The organism is Nitrospiraceae bacterium (assembly GCA_035623075.1).
Classification (GTDB): Bacteria; Nitrospirota; Nitrospiria; order Nitrospirales; family Nitrospiraceae; genus DASPUC01.
Map to the genome: position 1 here is coordinate 1 of DASPUC010000005.1, position 23,719 is coordinate 23,719.

Annotated in this window: 23 protein-coding genes; 10 read left to right on the forward strand and 13 right to left on the reverse strand. The window is 56.2% G+C overall.

The features are described 5' to 3' along the window. From VEI50_01205 to VEI50_01230, 6 genes are all read left to right on the forward strand, one after another. Positions 1 to 1,512, forward strand: a 1,512-nt coding sequence (locus tag VEI50_01205; protein ID HXX73729.1) for an efflux RND transporter permease subunit, incomplete at its 5' end; no start/stop codon positions are given. Next, positions 1,509 to 2,711 (forward strand): efflux RND transporter periplasmic adaptor subunit, encoded by a 1,203-nt coding sequence (locus tag VEI50_01210; protein ID HXX73730.1) that lies wholly within the window; start codon positions 1,509 to 1,511, stop codon positions 2,709 to 2,711. The genes VEI50_01205 and VEI50_01210, both read left to right, overlap by 4 nt. Before the next feature lie 29 nt (positions 2,712 to 2,740). Continuing rightward, complete coding sequence (locus tag VEI50_01215) at positions 2,741 to 4,342, forward strand: efflux transporter outer membrane subunit (protein ID HXX73731.1); 1,602 nt, start codon at positions 2,741 to 2,743, stop codon at positions 4,340 to 4,342. A 191-nt stretch (positions 4,343 to 4,533) separates the two neighbouring features. Beyond that, the gene (locus tag VEI50_01220) at positions 4,534 to 6,117 is read left to right on the forward strand and encodes an ATP-binding protein (protein ID HXX73732.1); all 1,584 of its coding nucleotides are present in this window, start codon (positions 4,534 to 4,536) and stop codon (positions 6,115 to 6,117) included. Between the two features lie 32 nt (positions 6,118 to 6,149). Beyond that, complete coding sequence (locus tag VEI50_01225) at positions 6,150 to 7,493, forward strand: sigma-54 dependent transcriptional regulator (GenBank protein ID HXX73733.1); 1,344 nt, start codon at positions 6,150 to 6,152, stop codon at positions 7,491 to 7,493. A gap of 153 nt (positions 7,494 to 7,646) precedes the next feature. Then, entirely contained in the window at positions 7,647 to 8,027 is a 381-nt protein-coding gene (locus VEI50_01230; GenBank protein HXX73734.1) for a PilZ domain-containing protein, read from the forward strand. Positions 8,028 to 8,169: 142 nt separating this feature from the next. Here the strand turns inward: VEI50_01230 and VEI50_01235 are convergent, their stop codons facing one another. From VEI50_01235 to VEI50_01280, 10 genes are all read right to left on the reverse strand, one after another. Further along, positions 8,170 to 8,532: a hypothetical protein gene (locus tag VEI50_01235; protein HXX73735.1), complete on the reverse strand. Its 363-nt coding sequence runs from the start codon at positions 8,530 to 8,532 to the stop codon at positions 8,170 to 8,172. Positions 8,533 to 8,740: 208 nt separating this feature from the next. Further along, complete coding sequence (locus tag VEI50_01240; GenBank protein HXX73736.1) at positions 8,741 to 9,076, reverse strand: hypothetical protein; 336 nt, start codon at positions 9,074 to 9,076, stop codon at positions 8,741 to 8,743. A 31-nt stretch (positions 9,077 to 9,107) separates the two neighbouring features. Beyond that, entirely contained in the window at positions 9,108 to 10,388 is a 1,281-nt protein-coding gene (locus tag VEI50_01245; GenBank protein ID HXX73737.1) for a hypothetical protein, read from the reverse strand. A gap of 58 nt (positions 10,389 to 10,446) precedes the next feature. Further along, a complete protein-coding gene (locus VEI50_01250; protein ID HXX73738.1) occupies positions 10,447 to 11,148 on the reverse strand; it encodes a hypothetical protein in 702 nt (233 codons plus the stop codon). A gap of 144 nt (positions 11,149 to 11,292) precedes the next feature. Next, a complete protein-coding gene (locus VEI50_01255) occupies positions 11,293 to 11,514 on the reverse strand; it encodes a hypothetical protein (protein ID HXX73739.1) in 222 nt (73 codons plus the stop codon). 245 nt (positions 11,515 to 11,759) lie between these two features. Then, positions 11,760 to 12,167 carry a hypothetical protein gene (locus tag VEI50_01260; GenBank protein ID HXX73740.1) on the reverse strand — a complete coding sequence of 136 codons (408 nt, stop codon included), beginning with the start codon at positions 12,165 to 12,167 and terminating at the stop codon, positions 11,760 to 11,762. A gap of 45 nt (positions 12,168 to 12,212) precedes the next feature. Continuing rightward, entirely contained in the window at positions 12,213 to 13,259 is a 1,047-nt protein-coding gene (locus VEI50_01265; GenBank protein ID HXX73741.1) for a hypothetical protein, read from the reverse strand. Positions 13,260 to 13,679: 420 nt separating this feature from the next. Further along, positions 13,680 to 15,911: a sulfatase-like hydrolase/transferase gene (locus tag VEI50_01270; protein HXX73742.1), complete on the reverse strand. Its 2,232-nt coding sequence runs from the start codon at positions 15,909 to 15,911 to the stop codon at positions 13,680 to 13,682. A gap of 462 nt (positions 15,912 to 16,373) precedes the next feature. Beyond that, on the reverse strand, positions 16,374 to 16,538 hold the full coding sequence (locus tag VEI50_01275; GenBank protein ID HXX73743.1) for a hypothetical protein: 165 nt from the start codon (positions 16,536 to 16,538) through the stop codon (positions 16,374 to 16,376). 234 nt (positions 16,539 to 16,772) lie between these two features. Then, the gene (locus VEI50_01280; protein HXX73744.1) at positions 16,773 to 17,003 is read right to left on the reverse strand and encodes a hypothetical protein; all 231 of its coding nucleotides are present in this window, start codon (positions 17,001 to 17,003) and stop codon (positions 16,773 to 16,775) included. Positions 17,004 to 17,177: 174 nt separating this feature from the next. Here VEI50_01280 and VEI50_01285 point away from each other — a divergent pair, with 174 nt between their 5' ends. The 3 genes from VEI50_01285 to VEI50_01295 are packed head-to-tail and all read left to right on the forward strand — an operon-like array spanning position 17,178 to position 19,369. Beyond that, positions 17,178 to 18,056: a hypothetical protein gene (locus VEI50_01285; GenBank protein HXX73745.1), complete on the forward strand. Its 879-nt coding sequence runs from the start codon at positions 17,178 to 17,180 to the stop codon at positions 18,054 to 18,056. Positions 18,057 to 18,101: 45 nt separating this feature from the next. Beyond that, a complete protein-coding gene (locus VEI50_01290) occupies positions 18,102 to 18,647 on the forward strand; it encodes a hypothetical protein (protein HXX73746.1) in 546 nt (181 codons plus the stop codon). Continuing rightward, positions 18,644 to 19,369: a hypothetical protein gene (locus VEI50_01295; GenBank protein ID HXX73747.1), complete on the forward strand. Its 726-nt coding sequence runs from the start codon at positions 18,644 to 18,646 to the stop codon at positions 19,367 to 19,369. The genes VEI50_01290 and VEI50_01295 overlap by 4 nt, the downstream gene beginning before the upstream one ends. A gap of 88 nt (positions 19,370 to 19,457) precedes the next feature. On the opposite strand, the gene VEI50_01300 is transcribed toward VEI50_01295, so the two are convergent. After that, positions 19,458 to 20,024, reverse strand: a complete 567-nt coding sequence (locus VEI50_01300) for a metal-dependent hydrolase (protein HXX73748.1) — start codon at positions 20,022 to 20,024, stop codon at positions 19,458 to 19,460. 108 nt (positions 20,025 to 20,132) lie between these two features. Further along, complete coding sequence (locus tag VEI50_01305; GenBank protein HXX73749.1) at positions 20,133 to 20,597, reverse strand: tRNA (cytidine(34)-2'-O)-methyltransferase; 465 nt, start codon at positions 20,595 to 20,597, stop codon at positions 20,133 to 20,135. Between the two features lie 509 nt (positions 20,598 to 21,106). Between VEI50_01305 and VEI50_01310 the strand changes: the two genes are divergently transcribed. Next, on the forward strand, positions 21,107 to 22,858 hold the full coding sequence (locus VEI50_01310; GenBank protein ID HXX73750.1) for a tetratricopeptide repeat protein: 1,752 nt from the start codon (positions 21,107 to 21,109) through the stop codon (positions 22,856 to 22,858). Positions 22,859 to 23,120: 262 nt separating this feature from the next. Here VEI50_01310 and VEI50_01315 read toward each other — a convergent pair whose 3' ends face one another. After that, entirely contained in the window at positions 23,121 to 23,606 is a 486-nt protein-coding gene (locus VEI50_01315) for a hypothetical protein (protein ID HXX73751.1), read from the reverse strand. Positions 23,607 to 23,719 lie beyond the last annotated feature (113 nt).

The following is a 23,719-nucleotide window of genomic DNA, read 5'->3' on the forward strand; positions in this document are numbered from 1 at the left end:
TCCCTGTCCCTCTTTTTCTTCCTCGGCCGTGATTATTTCCCCGAGATCCGGTCGGGCGTGATTCAGATGCATATGCGGGCGCCGCTCGGAACTCGTATCGAGGCATCCGGACGTATCGCCACGCTGGTCTCCTACAGCATCGAGGAACTGCTGCCCGGTCAGGTCGAAAATATCGTCAGTAATTGCGGCCTGCCTGTCGGTCCGCACAACCTCGCCTTCATTCCGACGCCGACGATCGGTTCCCAGGATTGCGATCTGACGATCCTCTTGGAGAATGAAAAGTCGCCGGTGTGGGAGTTTCGGCGCATTCTCCGCAAAGGCTTGACGGAGCGCTACCCGGGCACCGAATTCACGTTCCAGCCCTCCGACCTGACGGCCAAAATTCTCAACTTCGGCGCCCCGGCGCCGATCGACGTGCAAATCAACGGCCCGGACATGTCCTCCAACTACGAGTTCGCCCGCAAATTGGTGGGCAAGTTCCGCGAGATCCCCGGTGCCGTGGACGTGGTGATCCAACAAACGATGCGCACCCCGACCCTCATGGTCGAAGGCAACCGCACCTTCGGCCTCGGTGTGAACAGGACCCTGAAAGACATAGCCGACAATCTGCTCATGACAACCGCCGGCAGCCAACAGGTCGACCAGATCTATTGGCTCGATCCCAGGACCGGCATGTCGTACCTGATTAATGTCTATACGCCGCAGCCGCAGATCAACAGCCTCAATAGTCTCAAGACCGTCCCGATCAATTCCTCAACCAATCCGGCAAACGATCACGATGTGCAGTTGCTCGGCAATTTGGCTGACCTGTCCGCGGAGGGTACGCCAGGCGTGATCACGCACGGGAACATCATGCCGCTGTTCGACATCTATGTCTCGACCGAAGGGCGTGACCTGGGCGGGGTGCTAACGGATGTGGAGAAGATCGCCAAGAGTATGGAGCACGAGAAGCCCCGCAGCGCTGAGGTCGAAATCCATGGTCAGGCCTCCCTGATGCACGACGCCTATTTCGAGCTGATCTTCGGGCTGCTCGCCTCAATCGTGCTGGTCTATCTGTTGATCGTCGTTAACTTCCAATCCTGGCTCGATCCGTTTATTATCATTACGGCCTTACCCGGCGCGTTGGCAGGCATCGCGTGGTCGTTGTTCCTGACCCATACGCGCCTATCGGAGCCGGCGCTCACGGGTGCCATCATGACCATGGGCACGGGGACCGCCAATGCAATCCTGGTTGTCTCCTATGCGCGCGAACGGCTCCAAGAACACGGTGACGCGTTGCGGGCCGCGATCGAAGCGGGGAAGACCCGCCTCCGCCCGGTGCTCATGACCGCCTCGGCCATGATCATCGGGATGGTTCCCATGGCAACGGGCTATTCCACGAATGCGCCGCTGGGTCGCGCCGTCATCGGCGGGTTGCTCGTGGCCACGGTCTTCACGCTGTTTTTCGTCCCCTGTGTGTACGCTATGATCTATAACAGGCGAACGGTTCGCCAGAAGGAGCGTGCATCATGATGCAACGTCTCCGCGGAAAAGTCGTGGTACTGTCCGCGATCCTTCTGTTCCTCCTCTACCTTGGTTTTCGCATCTATGAGGGCAAAAGCGATGCCGTAGCGTTGCAGCAGAAGACGGTCGAAGACGCCGTTCCCACTGTTGCCATCGTCAATCCAATGCCGGCGGATACGAGCGAGACGATCACACTCCCTGGGAATATTACAGCCTGGTTTGAGGCCCCGATCTATGCACAGGTCTCTGGCTACGTGAAGATGTGGTACAAGGATTACGGCGCGCTGGTGAAGAAGGGCGACATCCTCGCCGAAATCAATGCACCGGCCCTCGACGCCCAATATGCACAGGCCAGGGCGGATTTGGACTCGGAGCGCGCCAAATATGCGCTCGCGGACATTACCGCAAAGCGATGGTTGGCGCTGCGCGCAAACCATGCGGTCTCAGAACAGTCGATCTCGGTACAGGTGGCCAATGCGAAGGCCGAAGCGGCAAAGGTCAAGGCGGCGGAGCAGAACGTCAAGAATTTTGAGGCCTTGATTCGGTTTAAAACCATCGTCGCGCCCTATGACGGCGTGGTCACCGTGCGCAACATCAACGTCGGCGATTACGTCAATAAGGAAGGCACGATCAGTACTCCCGGCGTAATCAGCAATCTCTTCACTGTCGCCGACGTCAGCATGATGCGACTCTTCGTCTCGGTACCGGAGTCTTTCGGCCCCTTTCTCCAGTTGGGCCTGACGGCCGACGTGACCGTCCCGCAATTGCCCGATCGTCATTTCACCGCCAAATTTCTGACCGTCGCCCGCGGATTTGATGTGAGCACACGCACGGCGGTCACCGTCTTCACCATCGACAACGAGGACCGGGCCCTCTGGCCTGGCTCGTATGGCAAGGTCGTGCTGACGGCGCCGGTTGATAGAAAGGTATTCACGATTCCGTCCACCGCGCTGGTGTTCCAGGAGCACGGCACACAAGTGGCCGTGGTGACGGAGGACGACCGAGTGCACCTCAAACCGATCACTGTGAGCAAACTCCTCGACAACGTCATCGAAGTGTCGGAGGGGCTTTCCGAGGGCGATCGCGTGGTGAACAACCCCAGTGCCGCGTTGCTCGAGGGTGACAAGGTTCGCGTTGTGACGCCGGCGCCGGGGTATGATCTCATCACGACGGAAGGGCCTGCGTCGAAGGAACCATCGTCAAAATGACATACCCATTACTAAGAACGGGGCAACACGTGAGAACGAAACCTCGACTGTCACGCACCGTTCGAGCATGGGTGAAGCATAGCGGTTTTTTGTTGCTGGCGTTCAATTTGTCATCCTGTAATTGGTTCCCGGCTGTCGATCTCTCGCCCACCTATCAACCGCCTGAATATGTCGTCCCTGCCTCATGGCGTGGGTCGAGTCCCTTTGTCGAAGCGAAGCCGTCGGATGATGAATTGCGTTCAGATTGGTGGACGCTATTTGACGATCCGGTCTTGAACAGGCTTGAAGAGCAGGCCATGGCGGCCAATCCTGATCTGCAAGCCGCTGCTGAGCGATTCGTCCAAGCCCGCGACGTGATGATGATGGCCCGATCGCAGTACCTTCCTCATGCAGGTGTGGGGTTCGGTGCGTCGGGCAATAGAGAATCGGTCAATGCTCTGTTTCGCCCTCCAGAAATTTCACAATTCGCCAACAGCGTGGCCGCCGGAGGGATCGCCTCCTGGGAGCCTGATTTCTGGTCGGCACTCCGTAACGCCACGCGCGTGGAACTCTACCGAGCCGAAGAGCGCGCCGCCGACTTTGGGCTCGCGCGCCTGAGTCTTCAGGCGGAAATTGCAGCGGATTATTTCACGCTGCGCGGCTATGACGCCCAGATGACGATCTATACTCAATCGATCGACTACTACAAACAGTCGCTCGAGATTGTCGAGGCCCAGTTCATCGGCGCGATCGCATCGGCACTCGACGTCGCCCGTGTCCAATCTCTGTTGTTCAGTACTCAGACGAAAAAAGCCCAGATTCAAGCTAAGCGCCAAGTGACGGAACAGGCGATCGCTACTCTCGTCAATATGGCACCGGCCGGTTTCACGATCGAGCCGGTCGATGAAATTCGAGTGCCGAAATTCAAGATTCCGCAGACAATCCCGTCCACGTTGCTTGAGCGCCGGCCCGACATCGCCGGGATGGAGCGCAAGATGGCGCAAGCGAACCGCGCCATCGGCATCGCCCGCGCCGCTTTTTATCCCAATGTGTCGTTCCGGGCCGGCGGCGGATACGAATCTACCGGCTTTAATCTGGTCACGCTCGCCAATAGTTTTTTTTCGTATGGCTCCACCGTGTCACTGCCCCTCTTCCAGGCTGGGTATCGCCGCGCCCAATTGCAGCAGTCCTGGTCGGTTTATCGTGAGACAGAAGACCGATACCGTTCCACGGTGCTCAACGCCTTTCGCGAAGTGGAAAACAATTTGAGTCTCACAAACTTGCTGACGACGGCGGCCAACCGGCAGGACGCCGCCGTTGCGGCCACGCTCACCACCCAGAACCTGTCCATGGATCTCTATACGGGCGGTCTGATTTCCAGCCTTGACCTTATTTATGCGCAGGTCAACACGCTCGTTGCGCGCATCGATTCAGTGCAGATCAAGGCCGAATTGCTAACTTCTTCAGTGGCGCTGATCCGTGCGCTCGGCGGAGGCTGGAACCGTCAACAACTGCCAACCGACGAGCAGATCCAACCATTTGGTACGTTCCAATATACCAACCTCGACAAACCAACACCCGCGGGAGGAATCGATGTCACCGCGCCGGATAACTCGGTCCATAATGATCTGACCAAACCCCTCGTTCCGTAATCGTCACCCATTGGCGCTGGAGATCAGCCCGTCCTTCTTTACACCCCTGTTTGACTAGGGGCAGGGGACCCACCACCCCTGTCGCGCCTTCCTGCGCCCTTGCGGGATTGATCCTCACGTGCCTCTGATAACGACCGCACCTCTCCCTGGTTCAACTGGCACACAACTTCCCCCTATGATACGGTAGCCTCATGAACCGCTCTACGACGGATCGGTTTCGTCATCTCTCCATCGGCCAGAAGTTGCTCGTTTCCTTCGGACTGATCCTGACCCTCCTGGCACTGAGCTTGACGGCGCTCTTGTTTTATCTCACCCGCATTAACAGCTATGTTGACCGACACAAACGCATTACGATTCCAGCGATCGTGACCGCAGCAAACATGCAACGGGAGGCGTACGACCTGAAGCTGGCATTCCACCTCCACCTTGAGGGAAACTCTCCTGATTCAATCCAGGAGACTGTGACCCAGCTCGACCGCCATCGCGCGGCGATTCAGACGGCTCTTGACCTTTACAACGGCACACACGCAGCGCGCACCCATCCCGTTCTGTACGGGATGTTGACTGAACACCATCGACTGGATCTGGCGGAGCAGGAAGACCGAGCTCTTGCGGAAATTAGCGCTTCGTTGGAAAAATTGACCATGAATGGAAAGCAATTGTTGGTGTCACCCGCGCTTGCTCAACCCATGATAGACGAGACCGATCGACTCGTGACACGCATCATCGATGGTCTCAATCAACTTGTAGAGGCTCATACACAGATTGACATTGAAATGAAGCATGAGGGTGACCGCCTGCTCGGCCACGCCCGCCTGATCGCGTTGTCCCTCGCGCTCATTTTGGCGTTAGTAATCGGCGCCACGTATGTTCTAGCCACCAGGCATATCGCGCATCCGCTCATGACGTTGGCCGCGACCGCCGACCGCGTCGCCCATCAGGATTTGTCGGCCACGTTTGAACCCTGGCCTAGCCGCGATGAGGTCGGCATCCTTGCCACTTCCCTCACGTCGATGCTCTCCAGTTTGCGTGAGCGTGGTGCTGCGCTGGTGCGCAAGACCAAAGAGCTCGAAGCGTTTACCTATTCGATCGCTCATGATTTGAAAGGCCCGTTGCGAGAAATCGAAGGGTTTTCCTCGCTGCTGGAAAAACACTTCGCAGAGGCCGGAGACCCACAGATCAAACACCACGTCGATGTCATCAGAAAATCTGCGCTCCGTCTTACGCACATGATCGATGCGCTCCTGAAATATTCACGACTGGAACAACAAGACTTGCCTCGAACTCGGTTCAACCTGTCAGAGATGGTCAACCAACTCGTGCGCGAACGACAGACGCAGGCGGTCGGCATAATCCCGACGATCACCGTTGACTTGCCATTCACCCATTTTTATGGCGAGCCGATCAGCATCCGCCAAGCGATCACCAATCTGCTCGACAACGCGATCAAGTTCTCCCGTCACTCTCCTACTCCGGACATCCGCGTCAGCGGGCAGCAGACGGCAGCCGAGTGGTTGGTCTCAATCTCCGACAACGGCATCGGCTTTGATCCTGCTCAGGCGGACAAGATCTTCGGTCTCTTCGAGCGTCTGCATCCTGTCAACGAATACGAAGGGACCGGCGTCGGACTGGCGATCGTCAAAATGGTTATGGATAAGCATAGTGGTCGCGTGTGGGCAGAATCATCACCCGGCCAAGGCAGCACGTTTTATCTGGCATTTCCTCACAGCCAAGAAGCCATCAGATTTCAGCAATCCGCCACAACTGCCGGCTGAAGGCTGAGGACTGACAGCTGAACGCTTAGATCATGCACACACTCATTATCGACGACGAAGAATACGTCAGATTAGTGCTGGAGCAGGCTCTCCGCGAAGAGGGCTGCGAGGTAACAGTGGCGAAGAACGGCCAGGCGGGTATCGATGTGCTTCAAACCATACCGCTTGATTGCGTGATCACGGATCTCCGTATGTCGGGCCTCGATGGGCGTGCCGTGCTGAAGTGGGTAAAGGAACACCAGCCTTCCATCGATGTGCTGATGCTCACCGGTCATGGCGACATCAAAGACGCGGTTGATGCCATCAAGCACGGGGCGTCGGACTTTCTCGTCAAAGACACCCCGTTTGATCCCACTGTTGTCAAGGCCGCGTTGACCAAATTGATGACCATGCGCTCACTCAAGCAGGAAAATCTCGCGGCACGACATGGAGGATTCACGCGCGACGTCATCGTGGAAGGCTCCAGTCCGGCCTGGCAGAAGTTGAAAGCCCAGATCGTACAGGTTGCGCCGGCCAATGCACCCATCCTCATTCAAGGAGAAACGGGATCTGGGAAAGAAGTCGTTGCTCGGCTACTGCATGATCTAAGCCGTCGAGCAGATGGACCGTTCATCGCCATCAATTGCGGTGCGGTGAGCCGGGAACTGCTGGAGAGCGAGCTCTTCGGACATGAGAAGGGGTCGTTCACCGGAGCGACCTCGGCCAAGCTCGGCCTCATCGCTGCAGCGGAGGGCGGCACACTCCTCCTGGACGAGATTGGGGAGATGCCGGGTCCGATGCAAGTGAGTCTGCTACGGTTTCTCGATCGCGGCGAGTATCGACCCGTCGGGAGCACGCGCGCGCTACATGCTAATGTGCGCATCGTCGGTGCAACGAATCAGGACCTTCAAGAACTGATCCTGCAAGGCCGCTTCCGCGACGATCTACTCTATCGCATTAACACCGTTACCCTGCTGGTGCCTCCGCTCCGTGAGCGAAGAGACGACTTGCCTCTGCTGATTGACCATATTCTCAAAACCCTGCGCATCCCCGGAGCCACAACACGAACCGTGTCCCCCGAGGCCATGCGGCAACTCTTAGCCTACCGCTGGCCCGGTAACATACGCGAACTACGCAACGTAATTGAACGAATAATGTTGATGAAGACCGGCTCCGCACCGATCAGTTTGGAGGAAGTTACTCAGGTCCTCCCCCAGGGACAGGGATCCATACGGGCCGAGGATCTCACGCAGCTTTCGCTGGACGAGATCGAACGCCTCCATATCGCGCGCGTCCTCGGCGCATGCGGGGGCAACAAGACCCATGCTGCCAAGACATTGGCGATCGATTACAAAACCCTGCTCAGCAAACTCAAGAAATACGGGCTCGGCACCTGACCTCGGTCTACGTCAGACGTATTGATCTGTCGGAATTCATCGGGTCCAAGTGTTCTTAACACTTCCGTGAAAAGCCCATCATAAAAACACCTATTTCCTTGGCAACCCCAACTCCATTCACTATGATGCACCAAGAACAGATTAGCCTCATCAATGAGTCAACCCTCTTCACAGGCCCGACGGCTCATCGACCTCCGAAAGCACCCCCGAATTTACACACCGTCGGGCGCTCTTTTTTCGTTTAAACGTCTCGTGGTTCCGGTTCAGTTCGAAGGGAATACCGAAGGAGAAGGGACTCTCATCGATCTCTCCCTCGGAGGCTGTCGCTTGCTGAGCGACATTCCGCTTGAAATCGGCGAGCAGTACAACCTGATTCTGCAAGTCTCCAAGGAAAGCAGCCCCGTCATCGTCGAGGCAGCCACGGTGCGGTGGACCCAGGACAACACCTACGGGCTCAAGTTTCTCTCGCTGCAATCAGTCGCTGAATCCCACCTTCGAGAACTTTTGTTGGATATCCGTCATCCCGCCCCCTGAACCCTCTTCAAAGCTTGCAACAATTGAGTATTCACGGCTCATTAAAACTTCTCTTCGGCTGGTGTGCTTGGCGGCTTCTTCCTTCCGCCGTTCCGTTAACTTCTTTATCCGTGCGGACGAGGCGAAATGGTTGCGGGCACCGCTATTTCTTGGGCTTCCAGTACCACGCCTCCCGCGCCGCCCGACCAACTTGATCGTCGGTCATATAGTCTCTGGCGATATAATTGCGGAGCGTCTCGGCCGTCGGATCGCCCGATGCAGCGGCCAGGATGAACCAGAATTCGGCCTGTTCGACATCCTGGGGCACTCCCCGCCCTTCCAAGTACATTCGACCGAGCATCATCTGCGCGACATGATTTCCCTGTTCCGCCAGCGGTTGGCACTCCCGTAGTGCGGTCGCATAGTCACCGCGCTTATAGGCCGCCTCTCCTTCCTCCATCCCTGCCCATGCTGACACGCCAAAGACCACCGTGAACAACGTCGCCAGCATCATACCTAGTCGCATCGGATGTCCCTCCAATTCATTGAGGGACAGACCAGACCGTCCCTCTCTTCTCTAAATGCAGAACTTACTTGCTCGCAGCCGCCTTGGACACATCAGCAACGGCCGGCGTAAATCCCTCGAAGGATTGGAGATAGGTTTCGACCATGAAGCGCGGCACCTGACCGGGTCCAACCGGCGAACAGTGTGAGACAACATCGTTGCACCCGCTTCAGCACGCGCCCGGTGACATTCCCATGTTATTGGCAAAGCCACTCAGGGCACAGGCGGACCTCCGGTTCTTTTGTGCACGGTCCAGGACTTCGCCTAGACTCGCGTTCGCCAGTTTTTCTTCCGAGTCGGCGGCGAGGACATCGACACCGAGCGTCAGCGACACCTGTTTGATGGAGTGCAGGAACTGACTTGGCCTCATGTACCGGGCTTGTGTGACGTCCGCAGCAGCCGAGGCCGACTGGGCCGAGAGGAGTGTGAGTACGCCGAAGAGGACCGCGCCCCAGACGCAGGATATCTTCTTGTCACTCATCACAGCTTCCATTCCCTGTCCCACCTATTCTCCTAGGTAACATCGCGCAGGGACACTACCGCTGTATCTTGCAATAGGGGTCGAAGAGCTTCTTGAAGTCATCCGTACAGTCGCCGCCGGGGCGCCGCTTCGGGTCATGCGCGCCGGGTGTATCGGGGATGTCGCGAAATTCATCTGTCAACTGCTGAGCAATCTGGCAATGGATGTTGTTGGCGGGCTGACCGGCCAGTTTCATCTTCTCGCACGCGGTCTGGTATCCAGCTGGACCGCCGAGCAACTGATCTTTTCCCGCGATCGCCTGTTGCTGGTCGCGAGGATCATGCGTCGATTGATAGGCGGTCCAACTTTTTTTGACGTTCTGATAGACGGGATAGAGATTGCCCATGATCCGGTTCAGCGGAATCTCAGCCTGCGGCAAGCCGGCTTGATCAACCTTGTTCAGACCGATCTGCCGCACCCTGGTGAACGTCACGCGCGCATCGGCCAGCGTCGCAGGACAGGTCGTGATGGCTTCGTCACCGAACTTGGCCAGCGGATGCTTGCGCGACACTTTCAGAAATTCTGCCATGGGGAGGGGTACGTCCTTGTACCAGAATGTGATGGTTTCCGATCCCGTACTGTCCGGATTGGTAGGGCCATATTCGCAGTCATACAGCTGCGCGCCCTTTGCTTCAAGATCGCGGATCTGGCTGAGCGCCTGTTCTTGCACAGCAAGCGAGACGTCATTCGAGACCGCAGGCTGCCAGGCTTGTTGAGTGACCGCTACAATCGTGGGCTTCTGCAGACCAATCTCTTTGCTGTGATCCCTGACCGCGTACCAGGCTACCCGCTGTTCCAGCAGCTTGATGAGATTGTTTCGGATCTTCTGCACCCGCTCGCTTTTGCAACCCTGGTTGTGTATCTCCATTGCCATGGTCAAGAAGTTCGGATCCAGCATAAACACGCCGGCGGCATCCTTCGAGGCGCCACCCAAGACGCTGAGGGCCATGAACTGCGCGCTCGGAAACGTACCAGTCTGCCGGTCCGTATTCAGGTAGCGAAGGTATTTTGCCATCATGGCCAGTGACTCCGTGTCCGACACGGTGTCTCCAAACAGCGGACACTTATCCGGCCCAGCTTTCGCGTCCGTTCGGAATGCCGTCATCACAGCTTCCACGTCCATCCGGCCGAAATTGTCGTCACTGATATGAGCAAAATCGCCCTTGTAGAGTTTTGTGAGGAGTTCAGGATCGTGCTTCGGCCAGGCTTTGGTGATTTGGGCGTTCGCGGGGAGGGAATGGAGCAGGAACAATATCAGAACGAAGAACAGGCTCAGTGGTACCCTTCGTCGTCTCATGGGGCACTTCCGTATCAAGCCGACTAAGGCAACAATTCCCGATTCATTCTTCTGGGCATTACAGTTTCGGTTTCTCCTGCTGCTTGGCCTTCTCGACGTCCTGTTTGTGCTGCCCCTCAGCAATATCCTTTTGCCATTTCGCTGTGGCTTCCGACGCGCGCAGCGCGAGAGGCAAGCTCACGGCTTCCACACGCATGGTGAGGTACAACTCCGGGAGCTCCGACTCCCGCACCGATGTGTACACGGCGTTGTAGGAGTCGAAACACCAACCCCGCTGAGGGTTGTTAATCGCATTCTTGGACAGATTCATCGCTAGCTCCACCGCCGTGTTGAGGCACTCCGTTACCGTGGCGGCACTATTGGTTTTCGGCAGAGGAGCCAGACGACCCTGGTCGTCGAAGAGCCATACCAGACTCTGAATCTGACTGTCGTTGGCAGCCCGCTCTCTCAGGTTGGGATTCGTGATCGTTTCTTTCCCATACTTCTCGCGCAACGAGGCCAGGAGCGTGGCCTTGGGGATGCCTCTGTTGGCGAAGAAGTGTTCGCGAATGACTCTCCACACCACTTGCTTGCTCGGCGGATAGGTCGCGTCCACTTGCACCTGATCGCTTTCCACCCCGCCCCCAACGTCCTGCGCCGGCCTCGACGAAAACGACCTGATGACGGGCTTGTCGAGTGTCGGCAGAGTGTCCGACCTAACTTGAATTTTGTTCTTGGGGAGCTGCGCCTCGAGCTTCGCATAGGCATCCTGCACTGGCATGTTCAATTGGATGCCGAGAATGTCCGCAATCCTTCAGCGGCCGCATGCCCTGCTAACGCGACAACCATTACGATGCAGCCGATCACCGATTTCCATGGCGTGTTCATCAGACAGTCTCCTTTCAACGCATCAATGAGCAGTTCGTCAGAACTTCGGCCCGCCGAGCTTTTCGGCTTCTTTCGTCTTCTTCTCGTCGTACTCCTTGAGCACGTGATCGAGCGCGGCGTTCGTCGCGTCGACAGCGCTGCGCAACAGCGGGACATTGACCATATTGACCATCACGACGCCTGCCATGTTGCCACCCGTTGTCGTAGGGTTGACCGATGCCTTTACAACAGTCACGCCCGCTTTTTCGCACTGCCCCATACTGACAGGGGTTCTCCCTCTGTACCCAGAGGCAGGAGCGTCGATGTGCGGCGTGGCTGTCCCCGGCTCGCAAGACCCAACCATGAGCTTCATCGCCCGGCTTTCATCGAGCAACTGTCCCTGGGAGTCGAAGAGTCACCTGAGCTCCGGGCTACCTATGGGCTGAATAGACGTGGGAGTTCCATACTTTTTCTTCAATCCGGCGACGACATTCTCGACCGTGGGCGTTGCCTGTTTTGGAAAAGTCAAATTGCGCGACAGGTAATAGACGACTTGTTGGTTCGGGGCAGCGTCAGGTGAGCCTCAATCGTCTCACTGCCTTTTGCTTCAGCGTAAGGAACTTCGCCCTTGACCACAGACACCCATTGCTTCTTCTGACCGGTTGTATTACAGACGCGTGTCGTCGCGCATTCCCAGTTGAATTCGATCTTCTGCAGATCGATCTTCAAGGCTGGATTGGCGGCCTTCATCAGTTCCATCGCCTGCTTCGCCGGCATGCCGAGTTTGATGCCGACGACATCGATGTATCCCGCCGAGGCGGCAATCTTGGCCGTGGCCTCCGGCGTGCAGCAGTCGTCGGCAGCGAAGCTGCTGCTGTGCGCTATGAGCATCGCCCCAATCAGCACAACCAATACAACTGTCCATATCCGCATGAGACGCTCCCCCTTTCCTGGCTCGTACAAGCTCCGTCACTGTCCTTACAGCGCCGGCTTATTCTTCTGGGCAGCCCCCTTTTCTTTCGCCTTCCGCGCCTTGTCGGCTCGCACCAGGAGATCATGCGTGGCATCCGTCGCGCTGCGATCGAGCGGCTGGCTGCCGATGTTCACTAACAACACCCCCACTACCTCGTTCGAGGAGACACCGAGCTCGGCCGCTCGGAAGAGCCGGGCGTGAATGATGGTGTAGTCGGGACAGGTTTTGCTGCCTTGCTCACCGAGGTCGTAACCCTTCTCGAGCCTGCTTTTCATCGCGTACAAATCGGCTTGGATATCATTGGCTGATATGGCATTGGGCTGCACGGCGCCTGGCTGGCCGAAGGTCGAGGCTGTATACATACAATTCTGAATGGTGCTGTCGCCGTTCTTCGTATGCACTATTTCCTGGATACTTTTCATCCCCTTCACCCGGTTTCCTTGCGCATCGTCCACCCACACCATCGCCCGATGACCGGCCGATCGAAACCAGTCCGGACCTTGATCAAAAGACACGGCACTATATTTCTTGATCAACTCAGCGGCTAGTACTTCTTGCGTCGGAGTCGTCTCCTTGGAGAAGGTGACGTAGCGGCTGATGCGGGAGACCACCTGCGGGTTGGGCTGCATGGTGAGCATGAGGTAGATTTTTTCCGTATTGGGAATGATCGGAGGGCCGCCGCGCAATAATTCCTGGCTCGCCGCAAAGACTCCATACATGAGCGGCCAAGGCAACACGTCGTACTTGACCGTCTCCGGTTTGATCTGCAGTTTGCCATGGGCCTTGAGCGCCGCTGCTGCCTCTTTGCCCGACATCCCCAGCTTGAAGCCTACGACATCGTAGTGCGGTGCGGATGCAGCCAGTTTTGCCGTGGCCTGGGCTGTACCGGAACTTTCAGCGGCAGCCGACTGCTCGGACGGTGCCGGCTTGGACAATTGCTCCTGCAGTTGCTGCAGCTCGTCGGTCGACGAATTCAGCTTGTCGAGTACATCGTCGGCGGCCACACCGCCACTCGCAACGCACATGATGGCGATGAATAAGACACCCGACATTGCTCTAAACGCATGGTGCTTGGCGATCCCTCCACGTTGAAGTGCAAGTCGTATTTCTCCTCTTTCAAAGCTTCGAGCCAACGCGGTCATCCGCGGATCCCTATGGAGGCACAACCAACCCTCCCACCACAATTTGCATCGGGCACAAGAATCAGGGCCTGGGCGGGACCCCCTATGAGGCTAGTGCCGTCGCTACAAGTACCAACTTAGTGATGCTTCGCAGAGCGAAGTTCACCATTGGCCACTCCTTTCGCTCGATGCCACTGCACCTCAGGAGACTATGTAGGCGCAAAGAGCCGCTAGTATCTAGAAGTGCGGGCAGGGCATCAATAGAGATGTCTAGGGGAGGAATCCGCTTAAACGGGCTTTTCTCGCACGGTTGAAACTGCGTGGCACTTACTCACAAGGCACCGTGAACTCTCATTGCCGAGCAATCTCTGCTGCGGCTGTGTCGAACTCCTTCCACGACCAGATTCTGTTCTGCTCCAACAACGTGTTGGCTCCGACAAAGAGGGCAAAGAGGTTTTGGCGCCGAGTAGCTTGCTCGGCGTCGCTCAGAGACGCAACTACGGTGGAGGGTTCGAGCTGATAGTCGAGATCCCGCCAACTTTCCGTGCGGAGGGAATACACGAGCACGCCATGGCGATCAACGAGCGCGATCAGATCGTCATAGACACTGCTCAGATACGCAAAGTTGTCTTCCGCACAGTCCCTCACGAGCAGACAGCTGAGGTCACGCCCAAGAAAGGGAGCGAGGCGCGGGGTTAAGCCCGCAAGACCCAGCAGCGTAGGAACCAAATCCACCTGGCTGGCCACGGTCGCAATTCGCCGAGGACGCAGGTCGCGAGAAAACCGGAGGGACGGGTCAAACCACAGATACAGCGGCGCCAGAAAGTGCCCGATCTGTTTCTCATCTTTCGTCCGCCCGACTACTTCGTGACGTCCATGGTCGCCTAAAATCATAACGATGGTGTTCTTGAGCAGTCCGGCTCGGCGGCTTTCCGTAAAGAACCGCTCCAATTCCTGATCCAAGTAACGGAGAGACGCGATATATCCATCAGGTTCTTGCCTCAGCGATCGGACAGCATCGGTGGTTTCCGGAACAGAGAATGGGTGATGCATACCTAACGTGAGCGTGGTCAAAAAAAACGGGGTGCCGCGATTTTGCAGGAACGCGAGTCGCTCGCGAATTAAATCCAACAAGTCTCCATCGGAAATTCCCAAACTTGGACCCGAACCGATCCGCTTAGTTCCTTCCGGAAAATCATGCATATCGAACAACTGGTGAAATCCATTTCTGGTCGCGAACAGCTGAAGCCGATTGAGATCCCGATCCTCACCGGTGACCATTTCGCTGCGGTAGCCATGGTTTTTCAAGAGAGCCGGGAGACAGGGATAATCGTAGGCGTAGCGAGTCTTCATGGCCGCCTGTCCCTGCCGTGGGTAGTAGGAGCAAAAGGACGCAAACAAACCTCTCGCGGTTTGTGTGCCGTTGGAGTAAAAATTCTCAAAATAAAAACTGTGGCGCTGTAACGTATCCAGAAACGGTGTAACGGGAATTCCTCTCATCTCTTGATTCAAGAAACGACGGTCCAGACCTTCCACCAAGATCATCAGCATATTGGGAGCGGAGCCGACGGACCGTACCTCTGGAGGATGCATCGCGCGCACGAGGGGGAAGCGCGGGTAGGCAAAGTCCGCCTTCGGATCAAGCAGTCCTTGCATCATGGGAATGGCTTTTTCCACAGGCATCCCCGGAAAATCAGACAGGCGATCTCCTTTGAGCTGCGCGGAGAACGTTTCCCTAAATCCTTCGCTGGCATACAGAATCGGATTTTGCGACAGCATATAATACTCAAGACTGCTGATGTTCGCGAGACGCAAGGCGTAGAATCCTTGATGGTGCAGCCCCATCGCCCCAAGCACCAGCCCACCCGTCAGCACACCATTGGTGATGAGACCAGACTGCGGCCTCCAACGGGCAATCATCGGCCTCACGACTCGGGAAAAGAGCCACCACCATGCGACGAGAATCAGCCCTTGGGCTGCATAGAAAATCGCTAGCACAGGCGCCCATGATCCCTTTGCACTCAGTTCTGCTTGAGTCTGCCTCGCAGCCTGCCCATCGTCGATGCCGATTTCCTTGGTCTGGGTCACAAGATCCATTACGTATTCGAAGAAGACAAAATCCAAATGATGCTGGTTATAGTGATAGTAGCCCATGTCGATCGTCAGCAGCGTGAGAAGCATGCTCCCCATCACAACCATGACAATTGCCAGTACGCGGACGTGGAGAAACTGACGACCGACCCATTGCCGTCCCTTCCGAAATAACTTCACAACAGACGTCACCGCGAAGGCGAGTCCAATCGCCAGCAACACCGTGAACGTGGCGATGGTCAGGTCTCCCCTAAACCCGAACCACAGGGTGTGCACTAACAGCGAAACGGAAGCGGACTCGCGAGCCGGCGTCTCTGCCATTTGGATGAACCGTAACGTCTGTTGGAGCAGGAGGAATGCAACCCACCAAAAGACGATAATTTGGCGGACCGACCAGTTTGGCCGGCAGAGAGAGTTGGTCGGGTTCAACATGCGAAATCGCAGAGCGGCGTCATGATCACACCAAGCATGGAATTCATAACTGGTCGACATCTCGCTGTCAATGGTTCGAGGCAAGCCATACTGAGAGGACAACTAGGCTTTATCCCCTCCACGATCCTTAGGGCAAGAAGAACACATGTAAGAGTAAAGAGATCGATCTGGAGGATTTCCATGACTCTATGGCGATTCTCCATGACTCCGGAACCGTGTACCCAGCCATCGCCTCGCTGTTTACAACATAAACCATTATTTTTCTACCGGTGAACTGCCGTCCTCCCTTTGATCTTCATGGCACAATCCGTGCTCGGAATTTGCTCACACCCGGATGCGATCCCACGCGGGATCTTCTTGGAAAGGACTGGTCCTGGATCAGTACATGCTATGAATTCCTCGCGATTGCGTCTCACATCCCGCCACCGCAAGCAACTCTGATGACGGTGAAGCGGCAGGACGCGGAAGATACCTCGCTCACGAACAGCGACGGCATTTCATCCTGTTTATGGAATCGAGATGTTAGGGAAGTTTCTTGACTGAAGCGGCTTGATTGCCCGACGCGAGGATGACTTCGACCTGATCACCGACCTTGAGCGTGGAATCGCGTCCTGTGTCTTTATTGAGGGAGATCAAGGTGCTTATGCCGTCCGACGATTTCACGATGATCAAATCCGTCGTCAACATGATCAACTCCCCGCTTACCTTTTCTGATAGCGACGCCGGAACGCTCTGAGAAGGTACGGGAACCGGTAGTAGTACGAACATCGTGGCAAACACCAGCCATGAGAAACGCCGAGTGAGTATGATGGATTCGATGGAACATCTGCATCGAGTGGCGGCTGAACTGAATAGCATGACGCATGACCCGCTGGGGATGAGAGCGGGGCGCGGTCTTGAGCCGCACCCCCGAGGACCGGCCTACTTTCCGCCCATATCCTTCTTCTCGTCCTTCTTCTCGTCGCCGAAGATGACGTGGCCGCCCTTGTCATTCTTCTCGTCCTTCTTTTCATCGCCCGAGAGCTTCGGTCCAGCAGTGTCCTTCTTGTCCTTCTGTTCAGCCGGAGCAGGATCGCCGGCAAACGAGAGGGTGGACGTCGCGCCAAAAGTCAGGAGCGCGACCAACGCCATCAAACCGCTTAACCGCTTCATGGAACCTCCTCTAGTGAGAGATGTAGTGATGCAAGTACGACCCATGGCCATGCCCTATGCATGACCTTTATATAGCGTTTATCAACGTAGAGCCGTGAACACAACGGACAAAATCGCCGCACGGACGACTGCATTTGTCCAATGCGAGAATGACCCATAGGAGGCACAATGATCATGACCGGGCTACAACACACGATCACGAAAGACGCGGTGATGCCCGAGCGACCAGCGACTCTTGGCCGACTCGACGAGGTGGTGACAACGGCTGATGAATTCGACCGGGTCTTCTCACAGGCCCTGCCGATCTTGCTCGACCGTACCACCGCTTCCACAAAGCGGTTTTTGCGCGAAACGGGCCAGTGGATCGACGACGTAGCGCACGAGAAGTTCGTGCTGCGCTGGGCCGCAGAATATGTGGAACAGTTTCTCGTGTGTGGGCGGAGCGAAGTGCCGTGCCGGCCGTTGTTTCTACTGGACTCGCTTGTGGCGAAACAGCACAGTCATCCCGAGCCGTTTTGTTATCATCCGGACTTGCTCACCCCGCTCGGCCGGTTTCTCGACGGGCTCGTGGCAAGAGCCGTCATCAGCCGCGATGCACTTATCGCTTTGTACTATCATTGTTATGGATTGGGGCTGGGCGACGTCATTGCGATCACGGGCTTAGAGGGCTCGGAAAGTCAGCGCATCCACAAGAACTTCCGACGCTGGCGGGATTCCGGTTGGCAACGAACGATAGAGGAGGCCGGCCTTACTGAGGTTGATCTGACGGAACTCAGCAGCCAACAGCAGCGCCACCGTCAACGGTTTAACAGCGAGGCCGAGCGGCTCATTCGTTTTGCGCAGGCCCACTACCGGAAAAGCGAGCCGGACCATTATGTCTGTATGTCCCGATCCCAGTGGGAAGAGATGTTCGCCCAGGGCTATGGTTGTGACTATCGGATTTGGCATCTTGCGTTGTGTCTGGACTGTATTCAGACGACTTGGGATCTGAACGGCAATGGAACTCGGGTCGATGAAAAACCCCACATAGAACTGCATGTGTGGCCATCATAGGCGCGGAACGAAAGATTGTCCCTGACGACATCGTAAGGAGGAATTATGGAACCAGAACGAGACCTCGCTGACTATCGAGAGCGTCTCCTCAATGCGTTACAGGCCGGCGGGCGCCGCTCATCTTGCACAGCAACAGGTCCGATCCACGTGTACGTGAACGATCATCGGGTCGGATTACTGGATAGCGGAGGGACCGATGCGTCCCTGTCCATGCATCACAACTCCCCCATTCACACTGTCCATCTTCGATCGGAAGACGGCGTGTTGCTCGGTGGGTTGTCCGCCCCCGAGTACGAATTCAGGACCAGTCGCATCTCTCTCGAAGGCCACGAACTCGAGATCCGGGTTCACAACAACGCACAGGGCGGATCGGTCAACGCTGTCATCATCCCCGTGGCAAGTCTCTGGCGTCGCACGTGGCGAACGTTGGCCCGTGCCTGCGCCAACGAGAACCTCCGTCCGTCGACCGCGGCAGTTCCCGGGATAAGAGCGGTCGCCTTCACACAAGCGCTGTTGGCCATCGCCGTCGTGGGGCTTGCCGTCGATCGGATGACCGGTTGGATAACCCCGGAGCGCACGCCCCCCCTGTGACACCCGCAGAAGCCCCTTGGGCGGCCCCGCTCGCGGAGGTCGCGAAGCTTAAGCAGCAACTGGCCGATTTCGCGGAGATGCAGTCGAAAGCGGTGGAGACTATGCAGGCCCAACAGCAGGGTATGGCACAGCTGCAACGGACGATGGCCAAGCTCTCTTCAACTCAGGAAACGGTCGCCTCCAGCGTGCTCACCGTCAAGCAGGATATGGAGCAACGGCGCAAGGCATCGCAGCGGGACATCGAGCGCATGACCCGGATGTTGATGAGCCAAGCGCACACAGAACAGGAGCAACTCGAAGCCGAGATCCATAGTCTCCCAGTAGCAAACGACCGCCTTTCCAAAGAAATGGCCGATCTGGAAAAGAATAATCAGGACCTGAAGAAACGGTTGAAATCGGCGGGGCTGGACGTATCGAAAGCGACCGTATCGGATCGCGACAAGCCGATGGTCTCGCAGCAAGCCGAACCGAGCCAGTTGCCACAAGTGGCTGAGGCCCGCCCCAATACTCAGCAACAGCCATTTTTATTTTGGGTGAGCTTCAGCGACGGAACCAGCCAGGAAAGTATCGACCAGTGGGTCAGGGACATGCGGGGACGAAAGGGAGCTTTCAGCGAAGGGTGGCAAGCGGTGGAAATTGTCACGCCAGCGGAGCCGATAGATCGCTTTCTGGATCAGATCAAGCACACGAAGATTGTAAAAGCGGTGCGGGTCAGCCGATAGCGTCCGATTCGATAATGGGTTCGGTCGCCGAAGAGGAATGAGCGTCGGTGGAGGATGAGGCAGTATACAAGAATTCCGACTCTCCCTCTCACTCTGGTTGCGACGGGTCACCCGCACGTGTACCTGCCCATCCTTTTTGAAGCACACGCAGAACCACGAACACAGTCCACGACGGAAGCCAGATCCATACCGCCTCGCTGGCTAGGACGCGTGCCGCGTCTTCGCTAAAAAACTCGCCGATGCCGATCGGAGACACGACGATGGGCCGATAACCGAAAAAATATCTGGCGGTATCAAACGGTGAGAAAAACGCTACGCCCAAACCCCCGTTGGTCAAGGCATCCAGAACTCCATGGGATACAGTACAGAGGAAGAAATACAGAACCACCCCAGCCGTTGCCATTGGCGACTTCAGCCGATGCCACCAGGCCACCATGACCCCACTCAATAGGGCGGCAAAAAGTATGGAGTGCGTCAGGCCGCGATGCCCCCACACATCGCCATACTGAATGCCATAATGAAACCCGATCACATCTACATCCGGGATAATGGAACAGACCACACCTAATAACAGCACACGCCGATTCACCACGTGACGCTGAAAGGCCTGACCCATCGCTAGCGCGACGATGGCGTGCGAAAACTCAGAAGCCATTCCTTCCCTTTCACGTCACTCTGCGCATAGGAAGACCGAATGTGGACACGTCAGGAACTGCAGATGCGAAGCGTCGAGGACACCTCCTGCTGCGGGGTATGATGATCGTTAGACACCTTTCCTAAATTCGACCTGTCGCCACGCTTCGTAGATCACCACCGACACCGAATTCGACAAATTGAGACTCCGGCTTTCCGGAATCATGGGCAGGCGGATACGCCGCTGCTCGGAGACACTTCTCAAAATGTCAGCCGGCAATCCACAGCTCTCCGGACCGAACAAAAACACATCGCCCTCGGCGTAGTCAATTTGGTCATACCGGTGGGTACCTTTTGTCGAGACGGCAAACAGGCGGTGATCTGTAAATCGATCGGCGCAGGCGGTCCAGGTTTCATGGACAGTAATCGCCGCATATTCACGGTAGTCCAGGCCGGCCCGCCGCAGGAGCCGGTCCTCGAGTGTAAACCCGAGCGGTTTGACCAGATGCAAAGAGGAGCCGGTGTTGGCACAGAGTCGGATGATGTTGCCGGTGTTCGAGGGGATTTCGGGCTGAAAAAGGATGACGTCGAACATGGAGTGGAATAGCAGTATGGAAGACCGGCCTACCTCTCGATTAAGACAGAACTCCGGCGGGACAGGAACGACGCTTCACCATCTATGTCCCCTCCGGGGAGCTTGCGTTACGACCATTCACTTTTTCTCGTTCAATCTCGCATTCACTGGTTTCGCAACCCCTTGTGGCTTCCCTCTGTTCGTCCTCATCGGTCACCTTAAGGCACTCGCTACAGGAACTTTGCGCATGGGCAGGAAATCCGAGGCACAACAGCAAGACCAATCAGATGGAACACGTTCCTTGCATAGTAAGACTTCTCATAGAAGAGCTGTCAGCCTCTGCAACGCATGCCGTGAATCCATTTTTCTTGTTCTGCCTCAGACAAAGAGGGGAGCCACACCGCGCTGAGAGAACACGCGCATTATATAATGGTAAGCGGCGCAGGTGGCAATTGAGTCGTGGTATTAAATCGTTCTTTGGACAAGCCAACACAACGTATGCCAATATGTCGTCGAGGGTAGTTTCTCGTATGAAACACTCAGTCGCTCAACCGAAACATCGAACAGTCCCAATCCTAGTTGGCGTAGCATTTGGGCTGGCATTGGCGATGGGAACATTCGCGTTCGCCGAAGACCTGCAATTCCTTTCCGAACATGACATAACCGAACGTGCCAAGGGCGCATGGGAGAGCGGTGCGATCAACCCTGCGCTGGATATCCTTGACCAAGGAATTGAAGAGAATCCTCAGGCACTCTCGTTATATAAACTACGTGGGGATATTCTCTCCACCTCTCGAGGTCCTCGAGAGGCAGTTGAGGCTTATAATACGGTCCTCGCCACACACCCCACGTCGCTGGATGTCCGATGGGCCAAGTGGAGCGTGCTGGTTCGCTGGGGACAGGGAGAAGAATCCATCGATGAATTGCGACGTATTGCAGAGATCGATGACAAAAACCCTTTAATCCATCTGCGGCTGGCGCAGGAATTCCGGAAGCATAATCGCCTCGAGGAATCACTCGATTCTTACAAGAAGGCCGTAAACCTCATGCCTGAGTTACTGGGCTGGCGATTAGCGATGGCCCGAGCGCGTTTTGATGTCCTAGATTATGAAGGCGCGGATAGCGACGTTGCCTACGTGTTGCAGAAGATACCACCCGGCTCTCCGCTGGAGCTTCCTGCTGAAAGTCTCCGCACCGTCATTCATGGATTGTCCCAAGATCGCGGCCGCCGGTTTCAACCAGTTTTTTCTCAAGAAGGAATCACACCGGCCCAATTGAAAGAATGGGCCTTTATCCGTGCGGACGCATGGAGACTGTTCGTTGCAGGGCGATACCAGGAAGCCGAGCCCATATACAGAAAACTTCTGGCGCTCAACCCCAGGGACCCCAACGCCACCCACCAATTCGGGCTGACCTTGATGCAGGTTGGTAAATGTAAGGAAGCGCTAAGTATGTTCGGAAAGGTGTCCGATCTGGATCCAACCGACGAACTGTATGCGGATACCGTGTTTCGGATGGGTCAATGCCTCGTGGATCTGGAACAATGGGAAGAAGCGTTCGTCCATTTCCAAATACTCTATGACGAAGCCGTTGAAATTGAAGAGCACACGAAGAATGTTCAGCTTCCACCAGGAACGCGTGTGTTGGATAAACAGAAACTGGCCCGGTGGCTCGAGAAGGTACGCCCGCATGTTCCTGAAGCCGCGCAATTGTCAACTCATGGTACCGGAGGCAGCGGCTCACACAAAGACGGTTCTCGTCCCACAGTCCTGACGGAAGAAGAATATGCGAAAGTTCTCGAACGGGTAAAACCTCAGAAGCCTCTGGACACTGGGTCGTCACTGATTGGCAGAGACGCCGATTTCAGTTGGTTTCGCTATGTCATCCCCGCGAGCAAAGTGATGCGCGATGATTTTCCCACCGGTGACCATCAATTTATTCCGCTTAATCCGGGAGACAGCTTTCCGACAACACAGCAAGACATCTACTTGGTGTTTGGGCTGGTATCGGCTTCCTATGACGCGGTACCCCTTACGGCACAATGTTTTTTAGAGACCTCGGAGATGACCGAAAACCAAAATCCCTTAACTCAGGATCGGGTCATGATGTCCATGAACGACCAGTCTGCCTACTTTAGATTATCCCCTCCTAAAACCGGATGGACACCCGATCTGTATCGTTGTGGATTATTCGCAGGAGAACGGACATCCGCCGATACGCAAGTTGACGACGTCAGGTTCCGCATCATTCCATCGCCCCGGCCACCGCAGCAGAGCTCCTAAGAACGACAGAGCCGCGAGAGAAGATAGATCTTGGCGGCTATCCAGCATATCAGGATGCTGAAGAGTACATTGACCGTCAGAATGCTCATCACCCCAACCCTGTACATGTTCTCATAGAGCAGCTCGGCCCTTCCCGATAGGCGCAGGAACATGGGACGTCCGCGCGCGATGACTGCGTCAATGACAAGGAAACAACGGGAAGATTCCGGGGGAAAATTTACGGGGAAGGCGTGTCAGCTTTCACAAGGTCTGGCCGACAATTTCAGAGGACCTCGAAGGATACCTCTTTCATACTGAAATCCCCAGTCTTGTCGGCCACCACGATTCGCACACGATGCTTTCCCGGCGGAATCTTTGCTTCCTTCACTTGAATGCCGTCAGGCGTCACATAGGGCCGTATGCGATCCGTGATGTCGATCGGGATGAACTTGACCAATGTTACCTTCAACGTCGCCAGATCAATAGGCTCAGATCGAGGGGTGAAGCGGACCAGAACCTGGATCGGCATCGACCCGCGGCCACCGTTGAGAGGTTCCACAACATCAATGACGGGACCCAAACTTATATCTTCCCGTCCGACCTCTAAGGTTCCTCGCTTGGGCTCTGGTGCAGGAGCCATCGCAGCTTCTTCAGGGAGAATGAGCCAATCACCGGTTCCTGCGAGCCCCATGGGGGCCAAACAGACCAGACTCATCGTGCTGCCTATTACAATCACCCTCAAACGCCGCTTCAACACATGCATGTTCATGACTCTGTCTCCTTTTTGACAGACATCACGAGAGGTGACGCGCTTAGCCTGGATGCCGGGCGACGAGACCCAGCTGAATTATGGCACTCATGCGAACTCGACTCAAGTGAGAG